The sequence below is a fragment of the Bradyrhizobium sp. genome (assembly GCF_035273305.1).
Taxonomy (GTDB): Bacteria; Pseudomonadota; Alphaproteobacteria; order Rhizobiales; family Xanthobacteraceae; genus Bradyrhizobium.
The window spans coordinates 1-4,193 of record NZ_DATEPI010000041.1 but is presented as its reverse complement, the minus strand read 5'-3'; the positions used below and the strand labels follow the sequence as shown (position 1 = coordinate 4,193).

The 4,193-nt window shown below is 60.4% G+C and carries 3 protein-coding genes and 1 tRNA gene; all 4 read left to right on the top strand.

Annotated features, from left to right (window positions below; all coding sequences use genetic code 11):
- Positions 1-2,083 (top strand): efflux RND transporter permease subunit (locus VJV58_RS02755; RefSeq protein ID WP_324135802.1); only part of this gene is annotated, 2,083 nt, incomplete at its 5' end.
- A gap of 40 nt (positions 2,084-2,123) precedes the next feature.
- On the top strand, positions 2,124-2,861 hold the full coding sequence (locus tag VJV58_RS02750; protein ID WP_324135801.1) for a tRNA-uridine aminocarboxypropyltransferase: 738 nt from the start codon (positions 2,124-2,126) through the stop codon (positions 2,859-2,861).
- A 54-nt stretch (positions 2,862-2,915) separates the two neighbouring features.
- A tRNA-Cys gene (locus VJV58_RS02745) sits at positions 2,916-2,989 on the top strand.
- 157 nt (positions 2,990-3,146) lie between these two features.
- Positions 3,147-3,884, top strand: coding sequence for a hypothetical protein (locus tag VJV58_RS02740; RefSeq protein ID WP_324135800.1), 738 nt, complete (start codon positions 3,147-3,149; stop codon positions 3,882-3,884).
- Positions 3,885-4,193: the final 309 nt, after the last annotated feature.

Below are 4,193 nucleotides of genomic sequence, written 5' to 3'. Positions count from 1 at the left end.
GACCGTATTTCTCGTGATGGCGGTTGTGTTCGCATTCCTGCGTCGGCTGACGCCAACGGTTGCGGCTGGTGTCTCGGTGCCACTGGCGCTGGCCGGTACCTGTGCCGGCATGTGGTTCGCCGGCTTTTCGATTGACAACCTATCCCTGATGGCACTGGCCATTTCGGTCGGCTTCGTCGTCGATGATGCCATCGTGATGATAGAGAACATGTACCGCAACCTGGAACGCGGCATGCGGCCTTACCAGGCGGCGCTGGAAGGAGCCAGGCAGATCGGTTTCACGGTGTTGTCGATCAGTCTGTCATTGGTTGCGGCCTTTACGCCCCTGATCTTCATGGACGGGATCGTGGGCCGGCTGCTGCGGGAATTTTCGCTGACGTTGACGTTTGCGATCGTGGTTTCCACGGTTGTATCGCTTACCACGACCCCGATGATCTGCGCCCATTACATCAAGGCCACCACTTCCGATACCGCCACATGGTTCGACCGTGTCGTTGAGGGCACGCTCTCGCGCATGGTTGCGTTCTATGCGTCTACATTGCGCGTCGTGCTTGATTTTCCGTTGATGACGCTGATGGTGTTTTTCGCGACCATTGCGCTCACGGTCACTCTCTATATCAAGACCCCAAAAGGGTATTTTCCCGTCGATGACAGCGGCTTCGTGATCGGCTCGACGAGGGCCTCGGCCGACATCTCGTTCCAGTCCATGCTCGGGTTGCAGCAACAACTCGCCGACATCGTCATGGCCGATCCAGCCGTGGCGGGAATCGGATCGGTGCTTGGAGGAGCTGGCGGACCCGGCGGCGGCGGCTCCAACCGCGGCCTGATGTTCATCAGCCTCAAGCCGCCGGGCGAGCGGGCCGGAATGAGCACGGCCCAGGTGATCGATCGTCTGCGCAAAGATCTTTATCGCGTGGCTGGAATTCGTCTTTTCATGTTCGCGGCGCAGGATGTGCGGGCCGGCGGTAGACAAAGCGATGCAGATTATCAGTACACGTTGTCGAGTACCGATCTGGACCTTCTGCAGAAATGGGCGCCGATTGTCGGCAAACGAATGGAGACCGTCGAAGGCATTACCGATGTCTCGAGCAATCGTGATCCCGGCGGTTTGCAATTAACGCTGTCGATCGACCGGCAAAAGGCATCGATCCTCGGCGTCCGTGTCCAGGACATCGATAACGCGCTCAACAACGCGTTCTCGCAACGCCAGATCTCGATCGTTTATACCCAACGCAATCAATACATGGTGGTGCTGGAGACCGATCCAAAATTTCAGAGCGATCCCTCGAACCTCGAACGTGTTTTTGTGGCCGGGGCCGGCGGCGCGCAGATCCCGTTAGCCACGGTGGTTCACTACGAGCGCAGCCTTTCGCCACTCGCGGTGTTTCACTCGCAGTCGATTCCGTCGACGACCGTCTCGTTCAATCTGCTGCCCGATATACCGCTCGAGGTGGCCACCACCAATATTCAGCGGGCGGTTCAGGAGTTGCACATGCCCGAAGGCATTCGCGGCAGCTTCGACGGCAACGCCGGCGACTTCGGCAAGACCACCGGACGGCAGCCGTTGCTGATATTGGGAGCGCTGGTCGCCATGTATATCGTATTGGGCGTGCTCTATGAGAGCCTGGCGCATCCGCTGACCATCATTTCAACATTGCCTTCGGCGGGGCTCGGCGCGCTGTTGGCACTTCAGATCACCAACACTCCGCTGACCATTATCGCGTTTGTCGGGATCATTCTCCTGATCGGAATCGTCAAGAAGAACGGCATCATGATCGTCGACTTCGCGCTTGATGCCGAGCGTCACCGTGGCCTGTCGTCGGCGGAAGCCATTTTCGAGGCTTGCAGCGCTCGATTTCGTCCTATCCTGATGACGACGATGGCAGCGTTGTTCGCCGGAATACCGCTGGTGATTGCGACCGGTCCAGGCACCGAGCTGCGAAGGCCACTCGGCATCACCATCATCGGTGGATTGTTCGTCTCGCAAATCCTCACGCTGTACACGACGCCGGTGATCTATCTCTTGATAGACCGGCTCCGGCGGCGACCCGAACCGGGCGTCGTGGCAGCGCCAGCGGAATAGCGTTGTTGAAGCCCCACGAGGCGAAGCGTATAGCCTGCCCATGTCGAAACAATCTGGTCCTCAAACGATCGCGGCTGCGGCGGCGCCCACAGCGGATTGCCTGCGCTGCCTTAAACCGCTGCCGCTGTGCATCTGCGATGCCATCACGCCAATCCAAAACCGCATATCCCTGCTGATCCTGCAGCATCCGCAGGAGCAGGACAGAGCCTTGGGCACGGCGCGGGTCACCGCGCTACAGCTTAAAAACGCAGTGCTGAAGATCGGGCTCTCGTGGCCGAGCCTTTCCAAGGCGCTGGGACGCCCGATCGCGGACCCGTCGCGCTGGGCGGTGCTCTACCTGGGTTCCGCCAGGCTCAGCGATCTCGACTCCGATAGCGACATTGTCGCTATCAATCGCAAAGGCGAACTCGAGCACGACCAACGCGGCATCCTGAAAGCCGTCGAAGGGGTGGTGGTGCTTGATGGTACCTGGAGCCAGGCCAAGGCACTGTGGTGGCGCAACGCCTGGCTGCTGAAGTGCCAGCGCGTCATTCTCGGTCCGGCTCGCCCGTCGCGCTATGGCAAGCTGCGCCGTGAACCACGCCCCGAGGGCCTGTCGACGATCGAGGCCGCTGCAATGTTGCTTTCCGCTCTGGAGAAGCGGCCGGAGATTTCCGACACACTCGATGCAACATTCGAGCGGATGCTGGCCAAATATCAGGAAGCCCGAACTGCATTGCCCGAACTCGCTCCGAAAGTGCGGCCCAAACGGGACTACCGTCGCCGTAAACGCGGCTGAAGACCTGCCGTGGTTGCCTATCCCCGGCGGGGCGTATATGAGTTCGCCCGATGGGGCCACGTGGCGGAGTGGTTACGCAACGGTCTGCAAAACCGTGTACACCAGTTCAATTCTGGTCGTGGCCTCCACCTGTAAAATCAGACAGTTACGCCGACACCTTTCCCGGTTCCTTCAATCCCTGTCTCCGACTGGGGACCTGAAGCGAACCCCACAGGCTCCTCCGCGAGGCGCCCTTGATCTCGCGCGCTGGTTGAGGTTCTATCCCCATGGGTTGGGGAAAGTGTCATGCGTAAATGGGGCTTCGTGGCGCTTTGCGCTGCGCTAGGCGGTTGCGTTACAGGCAACGAGACGGTGCAGTTTCGACCGTCAAATCCACAGCAACAGAGCCTGATGCGTGATGGGCAACCCGCCCTGGTTTCGCGTCAGAGAAGCTCGGTGGTTCTCGTCCGCCCCGCCTCTCGACAGCTTCAGGCGAATGGCCGGCCGGTGTTCGTCGTGGGTATCAGCAATCTTGGACAGGTTCCGATTGATTTTCGGGTTGCGCAAGTCGAGGCCACACAGCACGTCGCCGGGTCCGATCATGTGATGCAAGTTGTCACGTATGAAATGCTCCTGCAGGAGGAAAAGAACCGCCAGGTGGCGGCCCTGATCGTTGGCGGTCTCGCTGCAGGCGTGAACACATACAGCGCCTCCCAAGCCGGGTACGGGCGCTACACCACAACGAGCGGTCGCACTGGAACGTTCTACAGCCCAACCGCTGCTGTGATAGCTCACAACAATGCCGCGGCTCAAAACGAGGCTATCGTTGCCGCGACCGTCGAGACCGGTCAACGCAACATGTCCTTGCTTGAGCAGTCCGTGATCAAGGACAATACGTTGATGCCGGGCGAGTGGTACGGCGGGCAATTGCATATAGCCCCGCCAACCGAGCAGGCCGGCGGACAAAAGGCCTACACCATCGTGATCACTGTCGGGAACGATCGGCACGTCATCGATATTGCCCAGGCCCCTGCGGGGACCTGACGGCGTCAATTGCCACGACGGCGCGACGCGACCAACCGGTTTAAAGCCGATTGTTCCTGACCTTGCAGTTCCAGGAAACCACAAAGCCGATCCCCCGTTTCAATCCCGCGTCGGGTCTGGCTTGCGGGAGCCGGCAAGCTTTAGCGGCTTGCGGCGCACGCGCTCCTGCCTCCGGCCGCATGCTTTCCCGACGGGCACCAATCACCGGGAGAGGGCTGGGCGGCCCCGGCCGGAGCAAGCTCTTCGAATGCGGGGGGCTGAAGGAAGCCGAGGACTAGTCGGAGAACGCTTGATAGTATGGGGGCGACC

Bases quoted from the DNA above. Each gene is read 5' to 3' on its own strand.
- VJV58_RS02750 (WP_324135801.1), top strand. From the start codon at position 2,124: ATGTCGAAACAATCTGGTCCTCAAACGATCGCGGCTGCGGCGGCGCCC.
- VJV58_RS02740 (WP_324135800.1), top strand. From the start codon at position 3,147: ATGCGTAAATGGGGCTTCGTGGCGCTTTGCGCTGCGCTAGGCGGTTGC.